Annotated in this window: 26 protein-coding genes and 1 tRNA gene; 9 read left to right on the plus strand and 18 right to left on the minus strand. The window is 66.9% G+C overall.

The genetic code is table 11. The features are described from left to right. The 9 genes from AC3WLC_RS16720 to AC3WLC_RS16760 form a co-directional block, all read right to left on the minus strand. Positions 1 to 354 (minus strand): DUF2849 domain-containing protein, encoded by a 354-nt coding sequence (locus tag AC3WLC_RS16720; protein WP_493685035.1) that lies wholly within the window; start codon positions 352 to 354, stop codon positions 1 to 3. Between the two features lie 318 nt (positions 355 to 672). After that, a complete protein-coding gene (locus AC3WLC_RS16725) occupies positions 673 to 1,368 on the minus strand; it encodes a winged helix-turn-helix domain-containing protein (protein WP_493685036.1) in 696 nt (231 codons plus the stop codon). After that, positions 1,365 to 4,097, minus strand: coding sequence for a DUF4118 domain-containing protein (locus tag AC3WLC_RS16730; RefSeq protein ID WP_493685037.1), 2,733 nt, complete (start codon positions 4,095 to 4,097; stop codon positions 1,365 to 1,367). Before AC3WLC_RS16730 ends, AC3WLC_RS16725 begins: the two co-directional genes overlap by 4 nt. Before the next feature lie 5 nt (positions 4,098 to 4,102). Further along, a complete protein-coding gene (gene kdpC / locus AC3WLC_RS16735; protein ID WP_493685038.1) occupies positions 4,103 to 4,684 on the minus strand; it encodes a potassium-transporting ATPase subunit KdpC in 582 nt (193 codons plus the stop codon). A 23-nt stretch (positions 4,685 to 4,707) separates the two neighbouring features. Then, a complete protein-coding gene (gene kdpB, locus AC3WLC_RS16740; protein ID WP_493685039.1) occupies positions 4,708 to 6,744 on the minus strand; it encodes a potassium-transporting ATPase subunit KdpB in 2,037 nt (678 codons plus the stop codon). Between the two features lie 21 nt (positions 6,745 to 6,765). Continuing rightward, positions 6,766 to 8,475, minus strand: a complete 1,710-nt coding sequence (kdpA, locus tag AC3WLC_RS16745; RefSeq protein ID WP_493685040.1) for a potassium-transporting ATPase subunit KdpA — start codon at positions 8,473 to 8,475, stop codon at positions 6,766 to 6,768. A 25-nt stretch (positions 8,476 to 8,500) separates the two neighbouring features. After that, a complete protein-coding gene (gene kdpF / locus AC3WLC_RS16750; RefSeq protein WP_091828939.1) occupies positions 8,501 to 8,587 on the minus strand; it encodes a K(+)-transporting ATPase subunit F in 87 nt (28 codons plus the stop codon). Between the two features lie 187 nt (positions 8,588 to 8,774). Further along, positions 8,775 to 10,493: a hypothetical protein gene (locus tag AC3WLC_RS16755; RefSeq protein ID WP_493685041.1), complete on the minus strand. Its 1,719-nt coding sequence runs from the start codon at positions 10,491 to 10,493 to the stop codon at positions 8,775 to 8,777. 142 nt (positions 10,494 to 10,635) lie between these two features. Continuing rightward, on the minus strand, positions 10,636 to 10,797 hold the full coding sequence (locus tag AC3WLC_RS16760; protein WP_493685042.1) for a hypothetical protein: 162 nt from the start codon (positions 10,795 to 10,797) through the stop codon (positions 10,636 to 10,638). 144 nt (positions 10,798 to 10,941) lie between these two features. On the opposite strand from AC3WLC_RS16760, the gene AC3WLC_RS16765 reads away from it, so the two are divergent. Then, complete coding sequence (locus tag AC3WLC_RS16765) at positions 10,942 to 11,379, plus strand: GFA family protein (protein ID WP_493685043.1); 438 nt, start codon at positions 10,942 to 10,944, stop codon at positions 11,377 to 11,379. A 5-nt stretch (positions 11,380 to 11,384) separates the two neighbouring features. On the opposite strand, the gene AC3WLC_RS16770 is transcribed toward AC3WLC_RS16765, so the two are convergent. From AC3WLC_RS16770 to AC3WLC_RS16785, 4 genes are all read right to left on the minus strand, one after another. Beyond that, positions 11,385 to 11,813, minus strand: coding sequence for an acyl-CoA thioesterase (locus tag AC3WLC_RS16770; RefSeq protein ID WP_493685044.1), 429 nt, complete (start codon positions 11,811 to 11,813; stop codon positions 11,385 to 11,387). Positions 11,814 to 11,884: 71 nt separating this feature from the next. Next, complete coding sequence (locus tag AC3WLC_RS16775) at positions 11,885 to 12,181, minus strand: GNAT family N-acetyltransferase (RefSeq protein WP_485846867.1); 297 nt, start codon at positions 12,179 to 12,181, stop codon at positions 11,885 to 11,887. 141 nt (positions 12,182 to 12,322) lie between these two features. Then, complete coding sequence (locus tag AC3WLC_RS16780) at positions 12,323 to 12,541, minus strand: DUF2934 domain-containing protein (RefSeq protein ID WP_346361189.1); 219 nt, start codon at positions 12,539 to 12,541, stop codon at positions 12,323 to 12,325. Positions 12,542 to 12,690: 149 nt separating this feature from the next. Then, entirely contained in the window at positions 12,691 to 13,053 is a 363-nt protein-coding gene (locus AC3WLC_RS16785) for a carboxymuconolactone decarboxylase family protein (RefSeq protein ID WP_493685045.1), read from the minus strand. A 190-nt stretch (positions 13,054 to 13,243) separates the two neighbouring features. Here AC3WLC_RS16785 and AC3WLC_RS16790 point away from each other — a divergent pair, with 190 nt between their 5' ends. Next, complete coding sequence (locus AC3WLC_RS16790; protein ID WP_493685046.1) at positions 13,244 to 13,438, plus strand: hypothetical protein; 195 nt, start codon at positions 13,244 to 13,246, stop codon at positions 13,436 to 13,438. Positions 13,439 to 13,656: 218 nt separating this feature from the next. On the opposite strand, the gene AC3WLC_RS16795 is transcribed toward AC3WLC_RS16790, so the two are convergent. After that, positions 13,657 to 13,746, minus strand: a tRNA-Ser gene (locus AC3WLC_RS16795). A gap of 479 nt (positions 13,747 to 14,225) precedes the next feature. On the opposite strand from AC3WLC_RS16795, the gene AC3WLC_RS16800 reads away from it, so the two are divergent. From AC3WLC_RS16800 to AC3WLC_RS16830, 7 genes are all read left to right on the plus strand, one after another. Beyond that, positions 14,226 to 15,323 (plus strand): septal ring lytic transglycosylase RlpA family protein, encoded by a 1,098-nt coding sequence (locus AC3WLC_RS16800; protein ID WP_493685047.1) that lies wholly within the window; start codon positions 14,226 to 14,228, stop codon positions 15,321 to 15,323. A 70-nt stretch (positions 15,324 to 15,393) separates the two neighbouring features. Further along, positions 15,394 to 16,587 carry a D-alanyl-D-alanine carboxypeptidase family protein gene (locus tag AC3WLC_RS16805; RefSeq protein ID WP_493685048.1) on the plus strand — a complete coding sequence of 398 codons (1,194 nt, stop codon included), beginning with the start codon at positions 15,394 to 15,396 and terminating at the stop codon, positions 16,585 to 16,587. Between the two features lie 2 nt (positions 16,588 to 16,589). Next, positions 16,590 to 17,264: a dTMP kinase gene (gene tmk, locus AC3WLC_RS16810; protein WP_493685049.1), complete on the plus strand. Its 675-nt coding sequence runs from the start codon at positions 16,590 to 16,592 to the stop codon at positions 17,262 to 17,264. Continuing rightward, positions 17,261 to 18,331 (plus strand): DNA polymerase III subunit delta', encoded by a 1,071-nt coding sequence (locus AC3WLC_RS16815; protein ID WP_493685050.1) that lies wholly within the window; start codon positions 17,261 to 17,263, stop codon positions 18,329 to 18,331. Before tmk ends, AC3WLC_RS16815 begins: the two co-directional genes overlap by 4 nt. A 27-nt stretch (positions 18,332 to 18,358) precedes the next feature. Beyond that, positions 18,359 to 19,918 carry a methionine--tRNA ligase gene (gene metG, locus AC3WLC_RS16820; RefSeq protein ID WP_493685051.1) on the plus strand — a complete coding sequence of 520 codons (1,560 nt, stop codon included), beginning with the start codon at positions 18,359 to 18,361 and terminating at the stop codon, positions 19,916 to 19,918. Further along, positions 19,918 to 20,718 (plus strand): TatD family hydrolase, encoded by an 801-nt coding sequence (locus AC3WLC_RS16825; protein ID WP_493685052.1) that lies wholly within the window; start codon positions 19,918 to 19,920, stop codon positions 20,716 to 20,718. The genes metG and AC3WLC_RS16825 overlap by 1 nt, the downstream gene beginning before the upstream one ends. Positions 20,719 to 20,733: 15 nt before the next feature. Continuing rightward, positions 20,734 to 21,537, plus strand: coding sequence for an MBL fold metallo-hydrolase (locus AC3WLC_RS16830; RefSeq protein ID WP_493685053.1), 804 nt, complete (start codon positions 20,734 to 20,736; stop codon positions 21,535 to 21,537). A gap of 138 nt (positions 21,538 to 21,675) precedes the next feature. Here the strand turns inward: AC3WLC_RS16830 and AC3WLC_RS16835 are convergent, their stop codons facing one another. The 4 genes from AC3WLC_RS16835 to AC3WLC_RS16850 all read right to left on the minus strand — a co-directional run bounded on the left by AC3WLC_RS16835 (position 21,676) and on the right by AC3WLC_RS16850 (position 24,178). Next, positions 21,676 to 22,011, minus strand: coding sequence for a type II toxin-antitoxin system RelE/ParE family toxin (locus AC3WLC_RS16835; RefSeq protein WP_493685054.1), 336 nt, complete (start codon positions 22,009 to 22,011; stop codon positions 21,676 to 21,678). After that, complete coding sequence (locus tag AC3WLC_RS16840; RefSeq protein WP_493685398.1) at positions 22,008 to 22,286, minus strand: type II toxin-antitoxin system Phd/YefM family antitoxin; 279 nt, start codon at positions 22,284 to 22,286, stop codon at positions 22,008 to 22,010. The genes AC3WLC_RS16835 and AC3WLC_RS16840 overlap by 4 nt, the downstream gene beginning before the upstream one ends. Before the next feature lie 98 nt (positions 22,287 to 22,384). After that, on the minus strand, positions 22,385 to 23,593 hold the full coding sequence (locus AC3WLC_RS16845) for an MFS transporter (protein WP_493685055.1): 1,209 nt from the start codon (positions 23,591 to 23,593) through the stop codon (positions 22,385 to 22,387). Between the two features lie 132 nt (positions 23,594 to 23,725). Further along, complete coding sequence (locus tag AC3WLC_RS16850; protein WP_493685056.1) at positions 23,726 to 24,178, minus strand: VOC family protein; 453 nt, start codon at positions 24,176 to 24,178, stop codon at positions 23,726 to 23,728. Positions 24,179 to 24,541 lie beyond the last annotated feature (363 nt).

The following is a 24,541-nucleotide window of genomic DNA, read 5'->3' on the forward strand; positions in this document are numbered from 1 at the left end:
TCAGGCTCTCAGGAATGCTTGGGCGAGCGGCAGTTCGGCCTGCTTGCCGAGGTCGCGCCGGATGCTGGGCCCGGTCGTCTTCATGCGCTCGCGGTAATGGCGCGGCACGGGCACGCCGTCCTCGACCGCGACATCGACGAGATAGGCGTCGACGACATGCTGGTTGCCGAGCTCGGCGGCGGCGAAGGCGTCGAGCCGGTCGGCGGTCGCGTCGTCATCGCCGACCAGCGCCGCGCCGGGATCGCGCGACCAGTGCAGGCTATTGGCATCGCCCGCCGCGAAGACGACATCGCCGTCGAGCAGGTCGTTGGCCAGCAGGATCACCGGCAGGGCAGGGCGCTTGGCGGCAGCCATGAATGATGCTCGCTACGTTCGCTATTACGAACGTTTTACATAAGGCAGAGGCCCCGAGGCATCAATTCACGTCAGGTAGTGTGATTTTTCTTATTCCCGTTCCAAAAGAGGAAATCTCTCTTCGGATTAAGGCAGCCAGGCGCGCAGCAGGAAAAATCCTGCTGCCGCGACACATCAAGCGCGAGTCGTCCCGGGCGACCGAAGGGAGACCCGGGACCCATGCCTGAACCTCTTTCGGATAGGCTCCGGAATGATCCCTGATCTCCGCTTCGCTGCGTCCGGGATGACTAGCAGTGATATGAGAGGCCAAGAAGAACGTTACACCAATCCGCCCAGCCGATAGCCCACGCCTGGCTCGGTCTCGATCAGCTTCGGCTCGGCCGGGTCGTCCTCCAGCTTCTGCCTGAGCTGGCCGACGAAGACGCGCAGATACTGCACGTCGTGCTCATGCGCCGGGCCCCAGACGGCGGTGAGGATCTGCTTGTGGGTCAGCACGCGGCCATTGCCCTGGGCCAAGCAGGCGAACAGGTCGTATTCCTTGGGCGAGAGCTTCACTGCCACGCCCCCCTTGCTGATCCGGCGGTTGACCAGGTCGATTTCGACATCGCCGACCTGCAATGCCGGCTCCGAGCCCTGCCGCTCCAGCCGATGGCGCAGCGCAACGCGCAGCCGCGCCAGCAACTCGCCGACGCCGAAGGGCTTTTCGACATAGTCATCGGCGCCGGCGTCGAGCGCATCAATCTTCTCGGTCTCGCGGTCGCGGGCCGAGAGGATGATCACCGGCCCGTCATAGAAGGCGCGTGCCTTGGCGAGCGCCTCCTTGCCGTCCATGTCGGGCAGGCCAAGATCGAGCACGACGGCGTCCGGCGGCTTGCGGGCGATCTCACGCAGGCCGGTGGTGGCGTCGTCGGCGCGGATCGGCTCGTAGCCGGCTGCGTCGAGCGCCGGGCCGAGGAAGCGGTGGATCTGCGGCTCGTCGTCGATGACGAGGATGCGCGGGCGAAACGCGGTCATGGCTGCGAACTCTTGCTCTCTCCGCCCGCGGCGTCCTTGCGCAGGCTGATCAGGATGCGGGTGCCGCCCTTGCTGCCATCCGGGCGGTCATGGATCGGGCTGGCGGCGGCGATGCGCCCGCCCATGGCCTCGACGAAGCCCTTGGCGATGGCGAGGCCGAGACCGGCGCCCTTGCCGCGCTCGCCGCCGCGATCGATCGATTCCTCCAGCCGCCGGAACTTCTCGAAGACGCGCTCCAATTCGGCGGTCGGAATGCCGCGGCCCTCGTCCTCGATCGAGATCACGACATTGCCGCGATCCTCATAGGCCGCCGCCTCGATCAGAGCACCGTCCTCGCTATACGCGATGGCGTTTTCGAGGATGTTGACCAGCACCTGTTCGAGCAAGCCGGCATCGGCCCTGACAAGAGAAAGCTCGGCCGGAAAATCGCGCTGGACGCGGCGTTGCCCGAGCCGGCGCGAGATTCGGGACAACGCCGATGCGATCACGTCGCGGACATCGATCCAGTCGCGCCGCGCCACCAGCGCTCCGCCTTCGAGCCTGGTCATGTCGAGCAGGTCGCCGACATAGCGGTTGAGCCGCTCGGCCTCCTCGCGGATCGAAAGCAGCAGGTCGTCGCGCACGGCCGCCCGCATGCCCTGGCCATAGTCGATCAGCGTCGTCGCCGAGCCGAGCACCGTGGCGAGCGGGGTGCGCAGGTCATGGCTGACCGAGTTGAGCAGGGCCGAGCGCAGGCGATCGCTGCGGCGCAGCGCCTCGGCGTCGACGGCGGCGGCGGCGAGCTCGGCCCGCTCGATCGCGATCGCGCCCTGGTCGAGCAACGCCAGGGCGAAACGCTCGCTCTCCGCCGTCGCCAGCGCCTTGGGCTCGAAACCGACCACGCCGGAGCGGGCCCGCACGCCCTGCAGTGGCCGGAAGGTCCAGGCCGCATTCGGCAAGGTGCCGGTGCCGGCGCCGGCCGGTTCGCCGCGGTTCCAGGTCCAGCGTGCGGCGGTCATGTCGGCGGTCGAGAGGGCTTCGAGCTCGGGCGCCCCGGCCACCGGGGCAATCTCGCCATCGGCCGGCAGCAGCACCACGACCTTGCCGGAGGTCGCGGCCGAGACCTGCTCGGCCAGGATCGAGGCGACATCCTCGCGCCGGGCCGCGGCCGAGAGCCGGCGACTGGCCGCGAGCAGAGCGGTGATCGCCGAGGCACGCCGTGCGGTCGCCTTGGCCTGGTCGCGGATGCGCCCGGTCAAGCCGCCGGTCGTGAGCGCCACCGCGAAGAAGACGAGAAAGGTCAGGACGTCGGCGGGATGGCCGATCCAGAAGGAGAGGCGCGGCTCGAGGAAGAAGAAGTTGTAGGCGAAGGCGGCGAGCGCCGCCGCCGTCACCGCCGGCCACAGGCCGAAGGCGAGGCCGGCGCCAAGCACGCTGACCATGAACAGCATGGCGAGATTGACGTTCTCGACCCGCTTGTCGATCAGCTCGGCGAGGCCGATCACGGCCCCGACCATGGCGATCGCGCCGAGATGTCCTAGCCAATCGCTCCCCGTCCGCGGCGTGCCGGGAATCGCGGGCCGTGCCGGCCCGGTCGTGACCTCGGTGATGACATGCAGCGCAGCGCCATTCTGCGCCTTCAGCAGCTCCGGTGCGAGCGAGCGATGGAACCAGGCGCGCCAGCCCTTGCGATGCGATTTCCCGACGACGATCTGGGTGACGTTGTTGCGGCGAGCATAGTCGAGCACCGCGCCGACGAGGTCGTCGCCATTCAGCACGACGCTGGCCCCGCCCAACTGCTCCGCAAGCTTCAGTGCCTCGGCGAGATGGGCGCCACGAGCAGGGTCCGGCTCCGCTCCGCCGGAGCGCTCGACATAAGCGACGGTCCAAGGCGCATCCATCATCATGTCGGAGAGGCGGCGCCCGGCCCGGACCAGCGAGCCGGCCATCGCATCAGGTCCGATCAGCACGAGGATGCGCTCGCCCGCCGCCCAAGGGCCTTCGACGCCGGCGCGCTTCATTGCCTGGTTGAGATGGTCGTCGACCGTCTGGGCGGCACGCCGCAACGCCAGCTCGCGCAGCGCCGTCAGGTTCTCCGGCTTGAAGAAATTGCCGGCCGCGAGCCGCGCCGTCTCGGGGACGTAGACCTTGCCCTCCTCCATGCGCTGGCGCAGCTCGGTCGGCGTGATGTCGATCAGCTCGATCTCGTCGGCGCGGCTGAGGGCGCTGTCCGGCACCGTCTCGCGCTGGCGCACGCCTGTGATCTTCCAGACCACGTCGACCAGACTTTCGAGATGCTGGACGTTCAGCGTGGTCCAGACGTCGATGCCGGCCTGCAGCAGTTCCTCGACATCCTGCCAGCGCTTGGGATGGCGGCTGCCCGGTGCGTTCGAATGGGCGTATTCGTCGACCAGCAGCAGCCGCGGCTTCAGCGCGAGTGCTGCATCGAGGTCGAACTCCATCATCAGCCGGCCGCGATGCTCGAGCGGCCGGCGCGCCATCACCTCGAGCCCGTCGAGCAGGTCTTCTGTCTCGCGGCGACCATGCGTCTCGACGACGCCGACGAGCACCTCGCCGTGCTCTTCCTGGGCGCGCCGGGCCTGGGTCAGCATCTCGTAGGTCTTGCCGACGCCCGGCGCCATGCCGAGAAATATCTTCAGCCGGCCACGCTTGCCGCGGCCGGCTGAAGCCAGCAGGGCGTCGGGGTCGGGCCGCCCTGCCTCGCGGAACTGGGATTCGTCTGTTGCCATCGAACCTAACGTTGGGCGCGCGGCCAGCGCGCGTCGAGTGCCAAATTGACGGCGAGCACATTGACGCGTGGCTCGCCGAGCAGGCCGAAGGTCGAGCCCTCGGTATTGGCCGCTATCACGGCCTGGACCTCCGCCGCCGGGGCCTTGCGGGCCGCGGCGATGCGCGGAACCTGCCGGGCCGCATTGGCGGGCGAGACATGCGGGTCGAGCCCGGAGCCCGAGGTCGTGACGGCATCGACCGGGATCGGCGCCTTGCTCTCGGCGCGCAAGGCTTCGGCATCGGTCTTGATGCGGGCGGCGAGGTCCTCGTTCAGCGGCCCGAGATTGGAACCGGACGAGCCCGAGGCATCATAGCCGTCCTTGCCGGCGGCCGAGGGACGGGGACGCAAGTAGGCATCGTCCTTGAAGTTCTGCCCGATCCAGCGCGAGCCGACGATCTCGCCGGAAGCGTTGCGGATCAGCGAGCCGCCGGCCTGCGCCGGGAACAGCGCCTGCGCCAGCCCGGTGACGCCGAGTGGATAGGCGAGGCCGAGCAGGGCGGTGAAGAGGGCCATCGAGACGATGGCGGGGCGAAGATTGGCAATCATGATACGGCTCTCCTGTCAGGCCGTCAGACGAGCTTGAGGGCGGCGATGGCGAGGTCGATCAGCTTGATGCCGATGAACGGCGCGATGATCCCGCCCATGCCGTAGACGGTAAGGTTGCGCGACAGCAGCTTGGCCGCGCCGATCGCCCGGTAGCGCACGCCCTTCAGAGCGAGCGGGATCAGCGCGACGATGACCAATGCGTTGAAGATCACCGCCGAGAGGATCGCGCTCTGCGGGCTGGCCAGCCCCATGATGTTAAGCGCGCCGAGCGCCGGCAGCGAGACGACGAACAACGCCGGGATGATGGCGAAGTACTTCGCGACGTCGTTGGCGATAGAGAAGGTGGTAAGCGCGCCGCGGGTGATCAGCAGCTGCTTGCCGACCTCGACGATCTCCAGGACCTTGGTCGGGTCGCTGTCGAGATCAACCATGTTGCCGGCCTCGCGCGCCGCCTGCGCGCCCGTCTGCATGGCGACGCCGACATCGGCCTGGGCGAGGGCAGGGGCGTCGTTGGCACCGTCGCCGCACATGGCGACGAGCCGGCCCTTGGCCTGTTCGGTGCGGATGATCCGCAGCTTGTCCTCGGGGGTCGCCTCGGCGAGGAAATCGTCGACGCCGGCCTCCGAGGCGATCGCCGCCGCGGTGACCGGGTTGTCGCCGGTGATCATCACCGTGCGCACGCCCATGCGGCGCAGGTCCGCGAAGCGCTCCTTCACGCCGGGCTTCACCACATCCTTGAGATGGATGACGCCGACCAGCGCGCCGTTCTCGCTGACGGCGAGCGGCGTGCCGCCCGAGCGGGCGATGCCGTCGACCGCCTGACGCAATTCCGCCGGCACCTGGCTCTCGGCGAGGTCGAGCGTCTTGATCACGGCATCGACCGCGCCTTTGCGCCAGGATTTGCCGTCATGGTCGAGGCCGGACTGGCGTGTGGTCGCACTGAACGGGATCGTGGTCGCTCCGGCCGGGACCTCGGCGGTGACGCCCTGGTTGCGGGCGAGCTCGACGATCGAACGGCCTTCCGGCGTCTCGTCGGCGAGCGAGGCCATCAGCGCGGCCCGCAGCACTGAATCAGGGCGCACGCCCGGAACCGGGATGACCTCGACCGCCATGCGGTTGCCGAAGGTGATCGTGCCGGTCTTGTCGAGCAGCAGCGTATCGACATCGCCGGCAGCCTCGACCGCGCGGCCCGAGGTCGCCAACACGTTGACCTTCAGGAGCCGGTCCATGCCGGCGATGCCGACGGCGCTGAGCAGGCCGCCGATCGTGGTTGGGATCAGCGTGACGAAGAGCGCACCCAGCACCATCGGATCGAGCGAGACGCCGGAGAAGGCTCCCAACCCGGTCAGGGTGACGACCGCGATCAGGAAGACCAGGGTTAGGCCGGCAAGCAGCACGGCGAGCGCCAGCTCGTTCGGGGTCTTGCGCCGGTCGGCACCCTCGACCATGGCGATCATGCGGTCGAGGAAGGAGGAGCCCGGCCGCGAGGTCACGCGGACCTTGATCCAGTCGGAGACGACGGTGGTGCCGCCGGTGACGGCCGAGCGGTCGCCGCCGCTCTCGCGGATCACCGGAGCGGATTCACCGGTGATCGCGGCCTCGTTGACCGAGGCGACGCCCTCGATGATCTCGCCATCGGCGGGGATGACGTCGCCCGCCTCGACCAGGACGATATCGCCTGGCGCGAGTTCGTGAGCCGGCGTCGGGATCATCGCATTGCGCTCGGCATCGATGATCAGCTTGGCCTTGGTGGTGACACGGGTGGCGCGCAGCGAATCCGCCGCCGCCTTGCCGCGCCCTTCGGCGATCGCCTCGGCGAAGTTGGCGAAGACCACGGTGAGCCAGAGCCAGACCGCGATCTGGATCGGGAAGGCGGCGGCTTGGCCGTTGGGGATCGCGACGATCGCCGAGACAGTGGCGAGAGCTGCGACGACCTCGGTCGCGAGGATGACCGGGTTGCCGGCCAGCTTGCGCGGGTCGAGCTTGCTGATAGCGCTCTTCAGGGCCGTCAGGACGACGGTCTGATTGAAGGCGCTGGATTTGGCGAGTGAGACACTCATCTAACGAGTTCCTTTGTCGGCTCAGCGAACAGCCGCAAGCACCTGGAAGTGCTCGACGATCGGCCCGAGTGCGAGCGCGGGGAAGAATTGCAGGCCACCCAGGATCAGGATGATGCCGATGAGCAGGCCGACGAAGAGCGGGCTATCGCTCGGCAGGGTGCCGGCGGTCGGCGCGAGCTTCGGCTTGGCGGCGATGGCGCCGGCCATGGCGATCACCGGGACCATGTAGGCGAAACGGCCAAGCAGCATGGCGATGCCGAGCGTGGTGTTCCACCAGGGCGCGTTGGCGGTCAGGCCGGCGAAGGCGGAGCCGTTGTTCCCCGCCGCCGATGAATAGGCGTAGAGGATCTCGGACAGGCCGCGCGGTCCCTTGTTAAGCAGCCCCTCGAGCGCGGCCGGCAGCACAGCCGCCACCGCCGAGAAACCGAGGATCGTGATCGGCAGGATCAGCACCGCCAGCATGGCGAACTTGATCTCGCGGCTCTCGACCTTCTTGCCGAGATATTCCGGCGTGCGCCCGACCATCAGGCCGGCGACGAAGACCGCGAGCAGCGCCATCACCACCATGCCGTAGAGGCCGGAGCCGACGCCGCCCGGCAGGATCTCGCCGAGCTGCATCAGGAACATCGCGACGCCGCCGCCGAGCGGCATGTAGGAGCCGTGCATGGAATTGACCGAGCCGTTCGAGGCACCGGTGGTCTGCGCTGCCCAGATTGACGAGGCAGCCGCGCCGAAGCGGACCTCCTTGCCTTCCATGTTGGCAGGCGCGTCGGTGATGCCCGCGGCGATCATGGCGGGCTGCGGCGTCAGCGTCTCGGAGGAGTAGATCGCGGCGCCGCCGAGGCCGACCAGGATCACCATTGCGGCAAGCAGCGCGCGCCCCTCCTTGCGGGCGCCGGCCACGCGCCCGAAGGCTATGACGGTGCCGAAGGCGAGCGCGTTCAGCGAGACGACCTCGATCAGATTGGTCAGTGGCGTCGGGTTCTCGAGCGGATGGGCCGAGTTGACGTTGAACAGGCCGCCGCCATTGGTGCCCCACTGCTTGATGGCCTCCTGGCTGGCAACCGGGAAGAGCGCGATGATCTGGTCGGCGCCTTCGAGCGTCTTGGCGGTGACGTTGGCGAGCAGGCTCTGCGGCACGCCGGCAGCGACGAGCGCAAGCGCGGTGACGATCGAGACCGGCAGCAGCACGTAGAGGACAGAGCGGGTCAGATCGACCCAGAAATTGCCGAGCGTCTCGCCGCGGTCGGCGGCGAAGGCACGCGCCACTGTGGCGGCAATCGCCAGCCCCGCACCGGCTGAGACGAAGTTCTGCACGGTCAGGCCCGCCATCTGGCTGAGGCTGCTCAGCGTCGTCTCGCCGCCATAGGACTGCCAGTTCGTATTGGTGACGAAGCTGACCGCGGTGTTGAAGGCAAGGTGCGGCGAGACGCCGTCGAAGCCCTGCGGGTTCAGCGGCAACACCCCCTGCAGTCGGAGTATCGCATAAAGCAGCACGAAGCCGGCCGCGCTGAAGGCGAGCACGGCGCCGGCATAGCCGAGCCAGTTTTGCTCCTTGTTCCGGTCGATGCCGAGCGCGGCGTAGAAGCCGGCCTCGACCGGCTTCAGCACCAGGTCGAGCGGCGTTGTCTCGCGCGCCCAGACGCGCGCCATATAGATGCCGAGCGGCCAGCCCACGGCTACCGTCAGCGCGATCGTGAAGACGATCTCTGCCCAGCCCCGCCAGTCCATGCGAGGTCTCCTTTTTCTTGTTGGTTCAGAAGCGGTCGGGGCGCAGCAGCGCGGCGACCATGTAGACCGCGAGCCCGAGGGCGGCGGCGGCATAGAGCAAGGTCAGGCCCATGGCGTCAGACCTTGCGCAGCAGCGCTGCGTACCAGCCGAAGAGCGCGAAAGCCCCGGCTCCGAGCGCGAGAAAGACGATATCGGCCATGATGGCTCTCCAGCCTGGTTTCAGACCGGAGATGTGGTGCCGGGCCTGCTAAGCGGTCGAGCGGGAAGGGCAGGCGGGGGCATAAGGACGGCGTAAAGATCAGGATCGTTCGAAGGGCAGATCGAGATCGAGTTCGCCATATCCCATGCCGTCGAGGAGATGTCGGGTGCGGTGCAGGATGTCGTCCGGCGCGCCTGGCACGGGGTGGTCGAGCACGAGTGCCACACAGAGTTCCGACGGAAGCTCGGACGTACCCCCGCCTCTCGGTACGCTGCGATAGTCGAACACCGTCGCAGAGGCCTGCTCATATTCGAAGTTGCAATGCCAGATGCTGTGACGGCGGTCCTTAGTCCGGATTTCAATCGAATGGATCGAAATAGGCTCCACAGATAACGATCGGCGACTGAGCCAGATTTCAGCAAGGCGCTCGCTGCCATAAAGAAGCAGGCGCGTATCGACCCGGATCGGATCCAACTCGGGCGACGCCTGGTCGATCCAGCTCTGATGCGCGCGCTTAGGGCGCATGATACTGAGCAGAAGCTTCCCGTCATGCAGGCGCTGCGCCGCGATCAGCGGCTCATGAGCGTGATAAGCCCGCCGCCCGGCCTCGCTCGTCATCGGCTCTAGCAGGATGGGAAAGGCGCGGCGAAAGATATAGTCCTTGCTGAACCCGAGCTCACCGGGCTGGTCGGGGAGTGGCGCCAACAGGCCGTCCGGCGTCACAGGCCAGTTTCCCGCCTGAAACTCCGGCTCCGCCACGCTTTCGCGCTGATTATCCGGTACCTCGGCTGGAAAGGGAGAACGTTCCCAGATCGACGCGATCTTGAGCTCCTTGACCGTTCGCTCCTCCCGATCGTGGAACTCGGCGCAGACGGCCTGGATGTCTCGTTCGAGGAATTGCCGATCCCTGATCAGCCAAGGGTCCCATGTCGGATCTTGCGCCGAGAGAGCATCCAAGAATGCGCCGGCAGTCTCATGCCGTCCGGACAGGGCCAAGGCGACCACGCAGAAGGTCACCATTTGCCGATCGGCTTCCAGTCGGCTGGCCAGCTTCGATAGCGTGGTGACAGACCCGATATCGGTGAACACGTCGTGGAGCAGCGCGTCATGCAGCAACGGCATGAAATGTGCCGCCGTGACGTCCCAGAGCGATCCGTGGATCGGCTCCAAGCAACCGGTGGAGTGAGGATGTCCGTAGAGAGGCTGGAGATAAGGCCAGATCCGAAAGCGCGTCCGCTCTCCTGTCGGTTCGAAAAATACACCTCTGAGAATGTGCCGCACAGGCCGGATCAAGAGGTGTCGGCCGACGAGGACGAGGTCGTCTCGTTCGCCAAGAAGGCTTTTCAGATACCGCTTGATGTCAGCCGGACGCGTTCCCGGTTCAGTTGGGCCTCCCCTTAACCTCGCCGTCTTGAGATGCTGCCTGGCATAATCGACGGCCTTGCCAACGTTCTGCCATTCACCCGATCCCTCTTCGAGCACGATGCCTTTGGTCAGCATGGCCAGGGCGGCCGCGAGGCAGAGGCCGACACCGGCTTCATCCTCATCGCTCGCCCAACGCAGACTGACGCAGCATGAGAACGGCTTGGCAGCATCCGGAGGATCGAGATCGTCAGCAGCATCGGGGCCGCTGCGGACATCGAATTCGCAGCCGGATCGCTGCCGCCGCAGCGTCGCCGGAAGGAAGCCGGCGTGGTCGGCGAGACTACCGTTTCCGTATTGAAGCCTGACGGGGAAATCGAGGCGCTTCAACTCGGCGTTGATATCTCCGATAGCTGGCAAGGCCGCGTCGAAAAGTACATGCGCTTCAGTTGCCATGTCGGGCGGCCCTAGCCAGAGTCCGCCACAACCATAACGAGAACGCGGCGCAATGCACACCGCACTCAAGCCCGACGACAAGCTGGCCAACTCGATTCCGATCATACTGGGTGCGAAAGCGCCGGAAGGCCGGACTTGCCGGTCAGCTCGCCGCTTCCAGCCCCACGATGGCGAGGAAGCCGGACAATGCGAGGCCGGCCCAGAAGAAATCGTTGAGAACGCCTTGCAGGGGCGCGGCCCCCATGGTCACCGCAGATAGGCCGCCGGCCAGGAACAGCGCCGAGACCGCAACAAGGCTGCTCATGATGTCCTCCCGCATTTTGGCTTCGAACGCGGCGGGAGCGATTCCGTTCCCCCGATTCGATGCGGCATCAAATCACTTGTTTTGATCGGACCATCGCACATCAATAATTGCGGTGATGTGACAAGCGCGACGAGGAGGAACGGCATGACACATCGTTTGAGCGGCGCCTGTCATTGCGGCGCGATCGGGCTCGAATTGACGCTGCCGCGCCCGCCCGAGGAGGAGATTGTCGGCGCCTGCCAGTGCTCCTTCTGCCGCAAGCACAATGCCCGGACGGTCTCCGATCCCAAGGCCCAGGCCCGCCTCGTCGTGCATGAGCCGGCCGAGCTCCAGCGCTATCGCTTCGGGCTCGGAGCCTCGGAGGTCGTCCTCTGCCGCCGTTGCGGCGTCTACGTCGCCATGCTGATGATCGAGGCCGGCAAGGCCTGGACCACGATCAACATCGATGCGCTCGACCAGCGCGCCCGTTTCAACAGGCCAGCCGAACCGCGCGATTTCAGCGGCGAGGCGCTGGAAGGGCGACGCGAGCGCCGCAAGGCGCGCTGGACGCCGACCGAGCTGGTGGGACGGCCGGAGGCGTAAGCCGATCAGGCTGCTGGCGCGGCGAGTTGCGCCAGTTGCTCCCGCACCGCCTCGGAAAATGGCCGTGCCTTGCGTGTCGCCTCGTCCATCTGGACCATCACGGTGATGCCGCTGGCGACGCAGCGTTCGCCCTGGAAGATCGCCTGCTCGAGCCGGACCGAGCTGCGGCCGATCGAGGCGATGCGCGTGCCGATCTCGACCTCGCCGGGCCAGAGCAATTCCGCTCGGAAATCCATTTCTAGCCGGGCGATGACGAAGGCCGTCCCCGGCTCGACCAGCCGGCGGGCGCGATCATAGATCAGCTCGACGCGCCCGGTTTCGAGGAAGGTCGAGAACACCGCGTTGTTGATGTGCCCCTGCCGGTCGGTGTCGCCATAGCGGAGCTTGTCCTTCGCCCGCAGCGGGAAATCGGTGATGGCGAGTTCGTCCGGCATGGCAGGCCCCGTTCTGTGACGGAGCCTTCAAACGCGATCACCGCAGGCAAGGCAAGGTCGGGGATCTGTGGTCAGGCCAGCACATCCGAATAATCGGGATGGCGCCGCGCCCAGTCCGCGACAAAGGAGCAGCGCGGCACGACGCGCCGTCCGCTGGCCCGGGCGATCCTGAAGATGCCCTCCGCCAGCTGCGAGCCGATGCCGCGCCCGTTGAAGGCGGGCGGAACCTCGGTATGGGTGACGAGGATCCGGTCGCCGTCGCTGCGATAGACGGCGAAAGCCTGTCCGCCCGGGAAATCGAGCTCGAAACGCCCAGTCTCGGGCCGTTCGACGACCTCAGCCCGGCCGGCCTCCACATGTTGCGTCATGTTTCTCCTCCGCTGCCACCGACAAAGACGGGTGCCGCTTCGACCACAATGTGGGCGTGACGTGAGCGCTTGTCTTCGGCTGCGATCATGCGGAGGGCGAATGGCAGGGCTGCGGGCGAGCCACAGCCCTGCGGAGGCTGGTCAGGACAGCCATTCCTGCTCGCGGCGACGGGTGCGCTCGCCCTTGAGCTCATCCTCCGCGCCGTGATCGACGATCTCCTCGCTGCGGTTGCGGAAGGTCCAGATCGCCTTCGCCGCTTCCCAGTGCTCGTGGTCGCGGCCTTCCGGCTGTCCTTCCTCCATCCAGAGCGCGTAGGCGATCTTGCGGATCTCGCGCTCGGCCTTGCCAGTATGACTCATCTCGTCCTCCTGGTTCCGTTGCGGTCGACGAGGAAACGACGGAACGCCATCAGGCGTTCCGCGCCTCCCGCTCAATCTGCCACGGCAATATGGCGCTCGCATGAGCCCCTTCGGAGTCAGGCGACGGCTCCTTCGGACAGAGGTCGGTCTTATTCGGCGGCAGCCGCCGGGGCAGGGGCCGTCATCTGCTCGAAGCAGTCGAGCGTCCGCGCCGAATAGACCAGCGCCGCTCCCGCGTTCAGCGCGATCGCGACGCCGAGCGCCTCGGCGATCTCCTCGCGGCTGACCCCGGCCTTGATCGCCGCATCGACATGGGTGGTGATGCAGCCGTCGCAGCGCGTGGTGACGGCGACGGCCAGCGAGATCAGTTCGCGCGTGCGGGCGTCGAGATGCGTGGTCTTGGCCGCCCCGCCGGCCAGCGCGACATAGCCGCGAAGCGCGTCCGGCGCAGCCTTGCCGAAATCGCCGACGCGGCCCTTCAGCTCGGTGCGATAAGTGGTCCAGTCCAGCATGGCGCTGCCCTTCCGTCGTGAGATCGGCCCGGTGATCGGCCGGCGACGATTGTTAGGCAGCGGGGCAAGCAGGCGCCAGCCCCGAGGCGGTGCCGGAGCACCCTCCTGCCATGTCCGTGCTTGAAGAAACCGGGCCAGCCCCCAAATGCCGGTCAAAGGGTGCCATCGTCTCTGTGAAGCGGAGCCCGCCATGAACCAAGAGAAGCTGCAGCAATTCCGCAGGCAATCGATCGAGAAGGCCCTGCGTGCCGGACTCCCCGCCTATTTCCTCGACGAATGCGAGGATGAGGGGGTGATCCGAGTCCGCCCTGGCGGCGCGGCCGAGCGGATCGTCATCCAGCAGGGCAGGGCGCAGGTCGAGCCCTTCCAATGCCGGGCCTGCTGAGGCGGTCTGCCTCGACCTTCGGGGCTGCGACACCGACGGATCAAATGAGAAGGCGGCACCAGAGCGCCGCCTTTTCTTGTCCGGTCCCGACATGACCGCTCGTCGACAACCACATTGCGATCACTGCCAGCACCAGACCAGCGCTCCGAGGATCGCAATCCAGCGGCTGGAGAAGGTTACCTGCCCCGCAGGCAGGCGCTTCGCTTGTCCATGACATCTGGCGGAAGGGGTGGGATTCGAACCCACGGTGGGCTTGCACCCACGGCGGTTTTCAAGACCGCTGCCTTAAACCACTCGGCCACCCTTCCGGCGCCCCGTCATTGCCGCTAGCTGCCGCATTTTGCAAGCCGCCTGCGGGGGGCGAACATGTCGATCTTTGTTTTCGCTCAAGGATTACACGCAATTTCAAAGACTTGAGGCGCATTCGCGCCTGCAGCAGCTAGACGCGCCGCAAAGCTCGCCCGGGCGTTGCGCGCTTGTCACGCTCCACCGAAAAATGGCGACGGAATGGTGGCGGATTGACAGTTGCCGCATTTCCGACACCTTTATGCCCGCCCAAGGGCACTGCTGGGTTTCCGTTGACGGTCATGCGTTCGCGCTGCCGCCGCTTAACGATCCCTTAATGGAATTGGTCGAAAACTGCGACCTTGCCACGCGAGTGGCTTGGGCGGCGCAGCGTTTTCGGCGCGACGAACGGGAATGCGGCATGATGCGAGGCACGAGCGCAGCGGCGGAGATTTCCTCTGTGGCCGAGTCCGGCGACGCCCCTCGCAGCTCATCCTCCTCCTTGTCCACGGCGACCCGCCTCGGCTGCGTCGTGCTGGCCGGTCTGTTCCTCGCCAACTGCGCCAACAATCAGGTTGCCCGTCGCGGCAAGTCGAAGGAGATCGGCGCCTTCCCGTCCTCGAAATACGGCCCCGCCAGCGCCCGCGTCGTCGAGGACGGCCAGCCGGTGCCGAAGGGCGGCGGCCGCGAGCTGATCGGCAACAGCTATACCGTCGCCGGCAAGCGCTACACCCCGTATCAGAAACCGGTCGGCTACACCGCGGTCGGCACCGCCTCCTGGTATGGCGAAGCCTTCCATGGCCGCCGCACCGCCAATGGCGAGGTCTATGACCGCTACGGCATCAGCGCCGCGCACCCGACCATGCCGCTGCCGGCCTATGCTCGCGTCACCAACATGGCCAACAGCCGCTCGATGATCGTGCGCGTCAACGATCGTGGCCCGTTCCATAGCGGGCGCATCATGGACGTCTCGCAGAAGGCAGCCGACGCGCTCGCTTTCCGCCATCTCGGCACCGCCCGCATCAAGGTCGAGTATCTCGGCCAGGCCTCGCTCGCCGGCTCCGATGACCAGATGCTGCTCGCCTCGCTGCGCACCGACGGTTCGCCGGCCTCGATCCCGGGCCAGAGCAGCCGAACCATGATCGCGAGCGCCAGCTCGCAGGTCGATCTCGGCCGCTCCGCCGGTCCCGATCTCGACGACGAGGCCGCCAGGCCGGCTCCCGCGCCGACGCCCGTCCGCACCGAACCCGCGCCGGCTCCGGTCGAGGCCCAGCCCGTCGTCCAGGCCTACGCCCCCGAGCAGCCGCGCACGATCGCCGTGCAAAGCCCGATCGTCGCCAGCGTCGCGACCTCGTCCTCCGCGGCGGGCGTCCCGGTCAGCGGCGTCCGCCTGCCGCCGTCCCGGCCCTTCGACCTCGGCGCCGCCGCCCATGCCGGCAAGCCGGTCCTGGGCTTGCGTCCGAATGTCGTGACGACGCCGATGCCGGTGCCGCGCACGGCCAGCCTGCCTGCCGCCACCGAGAAGGTGCCGGCCCTGCGTCTTGCCAAGGGCCAGACGCCGTCTACCGGCATGAAGCAGCAGTCGGTGGCGCGGAATTGATTTCGCTCCGGGCTTGACCGCCCGGCGGCGCGCATCATCTGATCTCGATATGACGCAAGGTCGATCAGGGATGGCGCGCGCCCACCACTCGCCGGTTCTTGGCGCAGTTCTCGCTCTCGTCGCGATGCTGCTCGTCCTGGCACCCGGACTTGCCCGCGCCCAGGCGTTCCAGTCGGCCGCGCCCTACGCGATCCTCGTCGATTCCGCCAGCGGCGCCGTGCTCTACGAGAAGGCGGCCGACGAACTGATGGTTCCGGCGAGCCTCGCCAAGCTCGCGACCGCACTCGTCGCCTTCCAGGAAATCGCCGCCGGCAAGATGACGCCGGAGACCGAGATCTCGATCTCGGAGAATGCCTGGCGCAAGGGCGGCGGCGTCTCCGGCGGCTCGACCATGTTCGCGATCGTCCACAGCCGGGTGAAGCTCGGCGACATCCTGCAAGGGCTGATCGTGCAGTCCGGCAACGATGCGGCGATCGCGCTGGCCGAGGCGGTGGCGGGCGACGAAGCCAGCTTCGCCAGGATTATGACCGAGCGTGTCCACGCCCTCGGTCTGACCAAGTCGCAGTTCCGCAACGCCACCGGCATGGCCGATCCGCAGCAGAAGGTGACGGCGCGCGAGCTCGCCTTCCTCGCCGACCACATCATCAAGACCTATCCGGAGCTCTACAGGATCTTCGGCCAGCGTGACTTTACCTGGAACAAGATCAAGCAGAGCAACCGCAATCCGCTCCTCACCATGGACATCGGCGCCGACGGCCTCAAGACCGGCAATATCGACGAGACCGGCTACGGCCTCGTCGGCTCGGCTGTGCAGAAGGGCCAGCGGCTGATCGTCGTCGTCAACGGGCTGAAGAATGCGCGCGACCGCGCCGCCGAGGCTCGCAAGCTGCTCGAATGGGGCTTTCGCTCCTTCGAGCAGCGCCAGGTCTTCGCCGAGGGCGAGAGCGTCGGCGAGGCCAGCGTCTTCGGCGGTGAGAAGGGCCGGATCGCGCTGAAGGCGAAGGGAGCGGTCAACCTCCTGGTGCCGCGCGGCAGCAGCGAGCGCCTCGCCGCCCGCATTGTCTATCGCGGCCCCTTGCAGGCGCCGGTGGCGGAGGGGACCGAGGTCGGCCGCCTGCTGGTCACGCGCGGCGAGATCAAGACGCTGGAGATCCCGGTCTACGCCGCCGAGTCGGTCGCAGCCGGCACACTGCAGCAACGGGCGCTCGATGCGCTGATGGAGGCCGCGACCGGCTGGGTCCGCAAGGCCCTCAAGCGGAGCTGAGCGTGGCCAGGAAGGTACGGCCCGCGGCGGGGCATTTCATCACGCTCGAAGGCGGGGAGGGGGCCGGCAAGTCGACCCTCGCCAAGGCGCTCGCGGCCCGGCTGGAAGCGCATGGGCTCAGCGTCGAGCTGACGCGCGAGCCCGGTGGCTCACCCAAGGCCGAGCGCATCCGTGCAGCCCTGCTTGCCGGCAAGATCAAGCCCTATGGCGCCTTCGCCGAGGCGCTGATGTTCCAGGCCGCCCGCATCGACCATGTCGACAGCCGGATCAGGCCGGCGCTGAAGCGTGGCGCCTGGGTGATCTGCGACCGCTTCATCGATTCGACCCGCGTCTATCAGGGTACTCTCGGCGAGATCCCCGCGGACAAGCTTGCGGCTCTGGAGGCCGTCGCCATCGCCGGGCTGATGCCGGAGCTGACCTTCATCCTCGATCTCGCGCCCGAAACCGGGCTGGCGCGCGCCGCGCGTCGTCGCCAGCCGGGCGAGGTGACAGATCGTTTCGAGAGCGAAACGATCGCCTTCCATCGCCGCTTGCGCCAGGGCTTTCTCGACATCGCCGTAGCCGAACCGCAACGCTGCGTCGTGCTCGACGCCAGCCTGGCGCCGGAGATGCTGGCGGAAACGGCCTGGGAAGCGCTTTCCAGCCGGCTGCCCTTGCCGCAGATTGCGCCGGCATGATCGAATCGAGCAACGAACCAGACCGCCTGCCGAACGCCCCGCATCCGCGCGAGACGCTGGTGCTCATCGGCCATCAGCGCCAGGAGGACGCCCTCCTGACGGCGCTGCGCTCCGGCCGCATGCACCATGCCTGGCTGCTCGGTGGCCCGGAGGGCGTCGGCAAGGCGAGCTTCGCCTATCGCGCCGCCCGTTTCATGCTGGCCGAGGGCGATCCGCTGCGCCGCGCGGAAGGCTCCCATGACCTCGCCATGCCGGAAGCAGACGGTGCCACCCGCAAGATCGCGGCGCAGTCGCATCCGGACCTGCACCTGTTGCGTCGTATCGCCAAGCCGGACGGCAAGAGCTTCACCAGCAATATCCCGGTCGACCTGGTGCGCCGGATCATCGACCGCTTCGGCTCGAGCGCAGGCGAGGGCGGCTGGCGCGTCGCCATCGTCGATTCCGCCGAGTATCTGGAGCGCAATGCCGCCAACGCCTTGCTGAAGCTGCTGGAGGAGCCGCCGCCGCGCTGCCTCTTCCTGATCGTCGCGCACGCGCCCGGCCGCGTGCTGCCGACGATCCGCTCGCGCTGCCGGCTGCTCTCCTTCGAGCCACTCGGCGAGGATGACGTCGCACAGGCCGGCGCGATCGCGCTGGAGCGCATGCGCCTGCCCTATGACGCCTCAGCGCTCGGCCGCGCCGCAGCCTTGTCGGAGGGCTCGGTCAGGCGGGCGCTGACCTATGTCGATCCGGAGACGCTGGCGCTGGTCGAGGCGGTGCGGGCGCGGCTCGATGCGCTGCCCTCGATCGACCTCGCCGCGCTGCTGGCGCTCGGCGAGGATGTCGCGGGCAGGGCGGGCGAGGCCGATTTCGCCGTGATGATCGAAACCGTCCAGGGCTGGCTCGGGGCCCATCTCCACGCACATGCCGCCGCAGGCCCTGCCCGGCTTGCGCCCCTCGCGGAGGTGTGGGAGAGACTTGCACGCGCCGCGAACGAGGTCGAAACCTATAATCTCGATCGCCGCCCCCTCGTCATGTCGCTGTTTCACGATCTGTCGGAGGCGGTTTCCCGTTCGCGCGCGGCCTGAAACCCGTTTAAGACGACCGGACAGACCATGGCCTCGGCCCCGAAGTTCTATCTGACGACCGCGATCCACTACACCAATGGCCCGCCGCATATCGGCCACGCTTATGAGATGGTGTCGGCGGACGCGATCGCTCGCTTCAAGCGCCTCGACGGCTATGACGTCTTCGCCATGACCGGCACCGACGAGCATGGCCAGAAGGTGCAGCGCACTGCTGCGCAGAACGGGCTCTCGCCAAAGGATTTCGTCGACGGCATTGCCACACGCTTCCAGGAGATGGAGCAGCGGCTCGGCTGCTCGTTCGACCGCTTCATCCGCACGACCGACGCCGACCACCTGCCCTCGACGCAGGAACTCTGGCGCCGGATGGAGGCCAATGGCGACATCTATCTTGCCAAATATTCCGGCTGGTACTCGGTCCGGGACGAGGCTTTCTATGGCGAAGAGGAGACCACCCTCCAGCCTGACGGCACGCGTCTGGGCGGGCAGGGCACGCCGGTCGAATGGGTCGAGGAGGAGAGCTATTTCTTCCGCCTGAAGTCCTATCAGGACAAGCTGCTCGCGCTCTACCGCGACGTGCCGGACTTCGTTTCGCCGGAGACCCGTCGCAACGAGATCGTCTCCTTCGTCCAAGGCGGGCTCGAGGATCTCTCGATCAGCCGCACCACCTTCGACTGGGGCCTGCCGGTCCCGGGCGATCCGAAGCATGTGATGTATGTCTGGGTCGACGCGCTCAACAACTACGTCACCGGCTGCGGCTTCCCGGACGAGAGCGATCCGCGCTGGCACTATTGGCCGGCCGATGTCCATATCATCGGCAAGGACATCGTGCGCTTCCACACGGTCTACTGGCCGGCCTTCCTGATGTCGGCAGGCCTGCCGCTGCCGAAGCGCGTCTTCGGCCACGGCTTCCTGCTGAACAAGGGCGCCAAGATGTCGAAATCGGTCGGCAATGTCGTCGACCCGTTCGCGCTCGCCGACATCTATGGCGTCGACCAGCTCCGCTATTTCTTCCTGCGCGAGGTCTCCTTCGGCCAGGACGGCAATTACAGCCATGAGGCGATCGTCGGGCGCATCAACGCCGATCTCGCCAATGATCTCGGCAATCTGGCGCAGCGATCGCTGTCGATGATCGCCAAGAACTGCGAGGGCAGGGTACCGCCGGCCGGCGCGCTGACCGAGGCTGACAAGGCCATGCTGGCGCAGGCCGACGGGCTGCTGGCGAAGACGCGCGCGGCCATGCAGGATTTCGCTCTGCATGTCGTGCTGGCGGACATCTGGGCCGTGGTCGCCGAGGCCAATCGCTATTTCGCCAACAACGAGCCGTGGAAGCTCTCCAAGAGCGACCCGGCCCGGCGCGATACGGTGCTCTACGTCACGATCGAGACGATCCGGCAGGTCGCGATCCTGACCCAGCCGGTGATGCCGCAGGCCATGGCAAGGCTGCTCGACCTGCTGGCCGTTCCGGCCGACGCACGCAACTTCGCCGCGCTAGGCGAGGCCGGCCGCTTGACCTCGGGAGCCGTCCTGCCGGCGCCGAGCGCGGTCTTCCCGCGCTATGTCGAGCCGGAAGGCGGCGAGGCAGCCTGATGCTGATCGATACGCATTGCCATCTCGATTTCCCGGATTTCGCCGAGGATATCGGAGCCTATGTCGGTCGCGCCGAAGCGGCCGGCGTCGGCCGGATGGTGACGATCTCGACCCGCGTCGGCCGCTTTGCGACCTATGCGGCGCTGGCGGAGCGCTTTCCGTCGGTCTGGTGCACGGTCGGCACGCATCCGCACGGCGCCCATGAAGAGCTCGATGTCACCGTCGAGCAGCTCGTCGAACTGTCGCACCATCCGCGCTGCGTCGCCATCGGCGAGGCCGGGCTCGACTATCACTACGACAAGAGCCCGCGCGCGGCGCAGGAGCAGGGCCTGCGCACCCATATCGCCGCGGCTCGCGAGACCCAGCTGCCGCTGGTGATCCATTCGCGCGAGGCCGACGAGGACATGGCGGCGATTCTGCGCGAGGAGATGGGGAAGGGCGCCTTCCCCGCCATCCTGCACTGCTTCACCGCTGGCGAGATGCTGGCGCGTACCGGCGTCGAGCTCGGGCTCTATGTCTCCTTCTCCGGCATCCTGACTTTCAAGACCTCGGAGGCGCTGCGCGATATCGCCCGCGACATCCCGCTGGAGCGCCTGCTCGTCGAGACCGACGCGCCCTACCTCGCCCCGACGCCCTATCGCGGCAAGCGCAACGAACCCTCCTATGTCGTTGAAACCGCGAAGGTTCTCGCCGAGGTCAAGGGCGTCTCCTTCGATGAGATCGCCCGGATCACGACCGAGAACGCCCGGCGCTGCTACTGGAAGATGGACCACGCCGCGCCTGTGGCGCAGGTGGCCTGAGGCAAGCCGCGCCGCATGAGCCTGACCGTCACCATCCTCGGCTGCGGTTCATCCGGCGGTGTGCCGCGGCCGGGCTCCGGCTGGGGTGCTTGCGATCCGGCCAATCCGAAGAACCGGCGCCGGCGCTGCTCGATCCTGGTCGAGCGCAGCGGTCCGGGCGGCACGACGAGCGTGCTGATCGACACCACGCCGGACCTGCGCGAGCAATTGCTCTCGGCCGAGATCAACCGACTCGATGCGACACTGTTCAGCCACGACCATGCCGACCACACCCACGGCATCGACGATCTGCGTGCGCTCGTCCTGCATATGCGCAAGCGCATCCCGGTCCATGCCGACGCCGTGACCGGCGCGACGCTGCGCCAGCGCTTCGCCTATCTGTTCGAGACGCCGCCCGGCAGCCTCTATCCACCGATCCTCGACCTGGAGCCGCTCGCCGCCGGCGAGCCGCTCGTGATCGACGGCGCCGGCGGGCCGATCGAGGCGCTACCGTTCCGGCTTGAGCACGGGCCGAACTATGACGCGCTCGGCTTCCGCTTCGGCGGCTTCGGCTATGCGCCCGATGTCAGCGCAATCCCGCCCGAGGCGATGGCGGCGATGAGCGGGCTCGACGTGCTGGTGCTCGACTGCCTGCGTGAATCGCCGCATCCCAGCCACTTCAATCTGGAGCAGTCGCTTGAGGCGATCGCACAACTGAAACCGCGCCGCGCGATCCTGACCAACCTCCATGTCGATCTCGATTATCTCAGCCTGTCCAAGCGCTTGCCAGACAACATTGAACCGGCGTTCGATGGCATGAAGCTGACCGTCGAAGCCTAGCTGACATCGCAACGGCATTTCCGGGCATCAATTTAAGTTCCATAATATGTCTTATGCGAATCAAACTTGGACTGAAGCCAGCGGATTTCCAGGCTCCCCTTGTCACGTTAGTTCAAGGTCGTCCGCTGGCGACTCGCCTCACCGCCCCAGGAGGCGCCGTTCAAGCAGAGCCTGCATGTCGCGGCGGCCGTCAGCGATGACGAGAACGACGACCTGCCTGCCGATGACGCGATAGATCAGACGATACGGGCCGAGCAGAACCTGCCGGAACTCCCGAACTCCCAAGGCATCGAGTTCCTTGGGGACGCTGCCGCGTTCGGGATGACGCTCCAGCGTCGATATCTTCTCAAGGAATGCATCGAGCAGCGACTCGGCGGCATCGATTGAATGGTGCTCGGCGAGATATCGGTGAATGGCTTCGAGATCATCCTCCGCGCCCTGCGTCAGCGCGACCTCAAAGCGCCTCTCGCTCATCGACGATCAGCCGCTTTTCCGCGTAGCCTTTCAATGACGGCGCGAGCTGGCTTGGTCTTGCCTGCATCGACGTCCTGATTGCCGATGGCCAGCAGCTTCAGCAGTGCGAGCGTCTCTTGCGTCTGCTCGAAGGACGCGACGTCCTGCAGTACTGCCCTAGCCTCGCCGTTCTGTGTGATGACCAGCGGCTCGCGCCGTTCGGCGAGGTCGAGCAGAATCTCGGCTGCATTGGCCTTCAGATAGCTGATCGGCTTGATCCGGGCCGAATATCGCATGACCGCTCCATGGTCTAAATTCGGTCCGAATATAGTCCGCTCGCTTGCACGCAGCAAGAACGCAGGATCAGGCGCGCCTCTCGCTTCCGATCCGATCCTCACGCCACCGCCAACTCCTCCCGCTTCTCCGGAAACGGCCGGAAGCTCCACAGGACCAGCATCGCCGCCAGGCCGAGGATCCAGGAGCCGACATACATCGGCGCATAGGTGCCGAACCGGTCGTAGATCAGGCCACCGAGCAGCGGGCCCGTCGACATGCCCAGGCTCCCGGCCATCGCCGTGCCGCCGATGATCGTGCCCATCATCTTCAGCGGGAAATTCTCGCGGATGATCACGGCATAGAGCGGCATGGTGCCGGCGTAGATGAAGCCGACGATCACCGCGACCGCATAGAAGCTGGCGAGCTGCCCGACGAAGGCATAGGCCAGCACGCCGAAGGCCTGGGCCAGCAGCCCGAGGACCAGGACGCGCTGCGCGCCGAACCGGTCACCCGCCACGCCGAAGCCGAGCCTGCCGAACATGCCGGCCAGCCCCTCGACGCTGTAGATCGACACGGCCGCGAGCATCGGGATGCCGCAGGTCACGGCATAGCTCACCGTGTGGAAGATCGGCCCGGAATGGGTCGCGCAGCAGAAGAAGTTCGCCAGCATGAGCGTGACGAACTGGGGCGAGCGCACGGCCTGGCCGACGCTCATCTCCGACTGCGCCTCCTCCGTCGCCTGCGCCTGCGCGCTTGCCTCCAGAGCCGGTGGGCGGCGCACGAGGAGCGCCGCGGGGATCATCAGCACCGCTGCGATGCCGGCGATGATCTGCATCGACGTGCGCCAGTCATGGATCGTGACCAGCCAGGCCGCTAGCGGCGCCATCGTCATCGGCGCCATGCCCATCCCGGCCGAGACGAGCGAGACCGCCAGGCCGCGCTGGGTGTCGAACCAGCCGGTGACGCAAGCCATCATCGGCGCGAAGACGGCGGCTGTCGCGGCGCCGACCAGGAGGCCGAAGAGCAACTGGAACTCGACCAGCGAGCTAGCATGACTGGCAAGCGCCAGGCTCGCCGCTAGGACGATTGAGCCCGTCAGCACCACCGGCCGCGGTCCGTAGCGATCGGAGAGGTTGCCCCAGGCCATGCTGGCGCCTGCCATGGCGAGGAAGCCGATCGTCATCGCCGTGGAGATGCCGGTGACCGACCAGCCGGTGTCCTGCGACATCGGCCGCAGGAAGACCGGCAACGAGAACATGGCGCCGATCGCGACGCAGCCGAGCAGGCCGCCTGCGGCGACGATCACCCAGCGATAGGATTGATTCATAGGTGCCTCCGGGACGTATCGCGTTCCGCTGGCGATGCCATGCGGCCTGACGCGCGCTCGATGCCCCTAGGACGCAGCGGCCTCGACCGCGCCGACAGGCCGCTGCGATTTTTTTGCGATCACGCCGCTTGATCAGCCTTGCGGCGGCTTCCAGTCGGCCGACGGGATGGTGTTGACCATCCACGGGATCCCGAACTTGTCGACGAGAGAGCCGAAACCGGGCGACCAGAAGGTCTCGCTGAACGGCATCACCGCCCTGCCCCCTTCGGCCAATTGCTCGAACCAGCGCTGGCCCTGCGCCTTGTCATTGGTGTGCAGCGTGACGTCGAAGCCGTTCTTCGGCTTGTCGATGTTGTGGGCCCAGGCGAGATCCATGTCGGCGCCCATCAGCGCCTGATCACCGACCTCGAGCCAGCAATGCATCAGCCAGTTCTTGTACTTGCCGTCGGTGTCCGGCATGCCCATGCCGGGCGGCGCGTCGCCATATGGCATGGCGGCGGTGATCTTGCCGCCGAGAACCTTGGCGTAGAACTCGAACGCGTCGCGGCATTGGCCCTGGAAGCTCAAGCTGGTCACGATCTTCATGGTCGTCTCCTCTGTTGTCTGGGGTTCGGGACGAAACGGGCAGTATCGACCTGCCGAGACAGTTGGCGATCCAGCCTAGGCGTTAGCCGAAGCCGCCCTGGTCGAACCGCCGGCAGCTGCCGCCAGCCGACATTTCGACCCCGAGCAGCTCCCGCTCATCGCCAAACGCGCCGCTGACGAAGAAGGTTCAGGCAAGCTGGCATCGCGATCCGGCTCGGCGTTCAAGATATGTTGATACCAACTTATATAGCCGACGGCTGTCAACCTCTCGGCCGAACGCTCCTGCCATCCCATTCCCATCGAGATGTCCCAAAGAGTGACGGTTTTCTGGCCAATCTCGCTGGCTCGGTCGAAATCCCCGCC

This window comes from Allobosea sp. GW821-FHT03A12 (assembly GCF_058986765.1).

What these genes read in the sequence shown, in the direction of transcription:
- AC3WLC_RS16720 (WP_493685035.1), bottom strand. Translation starts at nt 354, where the DNA reads ATGGCTGCCGCCAAGCGCCCTGCCCTGCCGGTGATCCTGCTGGCCAAC.
- AC3WLC_RS16725 (WP_493685036.1), bottom strand. Translation starts at nt 1,368, where the DNA reads ATGACCGCGTTTCGCCCGCGCATCCTCGTCATCGACGACGAGCCGCAG.
- AC3WLC_RS16730 (WP_493685037.1), bottom strand. Translation starts at nt 4,097, where the DNA reads ATGGCAACAGACGAATCCCAGTTCCGCGAGGCAGGGCGGCCCGACCCC.
- kdpC (WP_493685038.1), bottom strand. Translation starts at nt 4,684, where the DNA reads ATGATTGCCAATCTTCGCCCCGCCATCGTCTCGATGGCCCTCTTCACC.
- kdpB (WP_493685039.1), bottom strand. Translation starts at nt 6,744, where the DNA reads ATGAGTGTCTCACTCGCCAAATCCAGCGCCTTCAATCAGACCGTCGTC.
- kdpA (WP_493685040.1), bottom strand. Translation starts at nt 8,475, where the DNA reads ATGGACTGGCGGGGCTGGGCAGAGATCGTCTTCACGATCGCGCTGACG.
- kdpF (WP_091828939.1), bottom strand. Translation starts at nt 8,587, where the DNA reads ATGGGCCTGACCTTGCTCTATGCCGCCGCCGCCCTCGGGCTCGCGGTC.
- AC3WLC_RS16755 (WP_493685041.1), bottom strand. Translation starts at nt 10,493, where the DNA reads ATGGCAACTGAAGCGCATGTACTTTTCGACGCGGCCTTGCCAGCTATC.
- AC3WLC_RS16760 (WP_493685042.1), bottom strand. Translation starts at nt 10,797, where the DNA reads ATGAGCAGCCTTGTTGCGGTCTCGGCGCTGTTCCTGGCCGGCGGCCTA.
- AC3WLC_RS16765 (WP_493685043.1), top strand. Translation starts at nt 10,942, where the DNA reads ATGACACATCGTTTGAGCGGCGCCTGTCATTGCGGCGCGATCGGGCTC.
- AC3WLC_RS16770 (WP_493685044.1), bottom strand. Translation starts at nt 11,813, where the DNA reads ATGCCGGACGAACTCGCCATCACCGATTTCCCGCTGCGGGCGAAGGAC.
- AC3WLC_RS16775 (WP_485846867.1), bottom strand. Translation starts at nt 12,181, where the DNA reads ATGACGCAACATGTGGAGGCCGGCCGGGCTGAGGTCGTCGAACGGCCC.
- AC3WLC_RS16780 (WP_346361189.1), bottom strand. Translation starts at nt 12,541, where the DNA reads ATGAGTCATACTGGCAAGGCCGAGCGCGAGATCCGCAAGATCGCCTAC.
- AC3WLC_RS16785 (WP_493685045.1), bottom strand. Translation starts at nt 13,053, where the DNA reads ATGCTGGACTGGACCACTTATCGCACCGAGCTGAAGGGCCGCGTCGGC.
- AC3WLC_RS16790 (WP_493685046.1), top strand. Translation starts at nt 13,244, where the DNA reads ATGAACCAAGAGAAGCTGCAGCAATTCCGCAGGCAATCGATCGAGAAG.
- AC3WLC_RS16805 (WP_493685048.1), top strand. Translation starts at nt 15,394, where the DNA reads ATGGCGCGCGCCCACCACTCGCCGGTTCTTGGCGCAGTTCTCGCTCTC.
- AC3WLC_RS16815 (WP_493685050.1), top strand. Translation starts at nt 17,261, where the DNA reads ATGATCGAATCGAGCAACGAACCAGACCGCCTGCCGAACGCCCCGCAT.
- metG (WP_493685051.1), top strand. Translation starts at nt 18,359, where the DNA reads ATGGCCTCGGCCCCGAAGTTCTATCTGACGACCGCGATCCACTACACC.
- AC3WLC_RS16825 (WP_493685052.1), top strand. Translation starts at nt 19,918, where the DNA reads ATGCTGATCGATACGCATTGCCATCTCGATTTCCCGGATTTCGCCGAG.
- AC3WLC_RS16830 (WP_493685053.1), top strand. Translation starts at nt 20,734, where the DNA reads ATGAGCCTGACCGTCACCATCCTCGGCTGCGGTTCATCCGGCGGTGTG.
- AC3WLC_RS16835 (WP_493685054.1), bottom strand. Translation starts at nt 22,011, where the DNA reads ATGAGCGAGAGGCGCTTTGAGGTCGCGCTGACGCAGGGCGCGGAGGAT.
- AC3WLC_RS16840 (WP_493685398.1), bottom strand. Translation starts at nt 22,286, where the DNA reads ATGCGATATTCGGCCCGGATCAAGCCGATCAGCTATCTGAAGGCCAAT.
- AC3WLC_RS16845 (WP_493685055.1), bottom strand. Translation starts at nt 23,593, where the DNA reads ATGAATCAATCCTATCGCTGGGTGATCGTCGCCGCAGGCGGCCTGCTC.
- AC3WLC_RS16850 (WP_493685056.1), bottom strand. Translation starts at nt 24,178, where the DNA reads ATGAAGATCGTGACCAGCTTGAGCTTCCAGGGCCAATGCCGCGACGCG.